The following is a 235-nucleotide window of genomic DNA, read 5'->3' as shown; positions in this document are numbered from 1 at the left end:
GAACAGTTCTTCCTTGATGAACTTCAGGAACTTCCACAGGCTGAACCCGCTGTAGCGGCAGATCGGCCCAAGCACAAAGATCACGAAGACTGCGCAGGTCAGGTACACGCAGGCCATCAGCTTGCCGAGGGAGAACAGCGAGCCGAAGCCGTATTTGCCAATGGTGAACGCAATCGCACCAAACGCGCCGATAGGCGCCAGGCGCATGACCATATTGACGATGCGAAACATGCCC

General features: G+C 56.6%; 1 protein-coding gene. It reads right to left on the bottom strand.

The genetic code is table 11. The features are described 5' to 3' along the window. Positions 1-235: cation:dicarboxylate symporter family transporter (locus tag AC0IW9_RS32035; RefSeq protein ID WP_471652310.1), on the bottom strand; the 235-nt coding region annotated here is incomplete at both ends.

The sequence above is a fragment of the Belnapia sp. AC561 genome, assembly GCF_979252845.1.
Note: the sequence above shows the minus strand (reverse complement) of the source record. Positions and strands in the feature narration are given on the sequence as shown.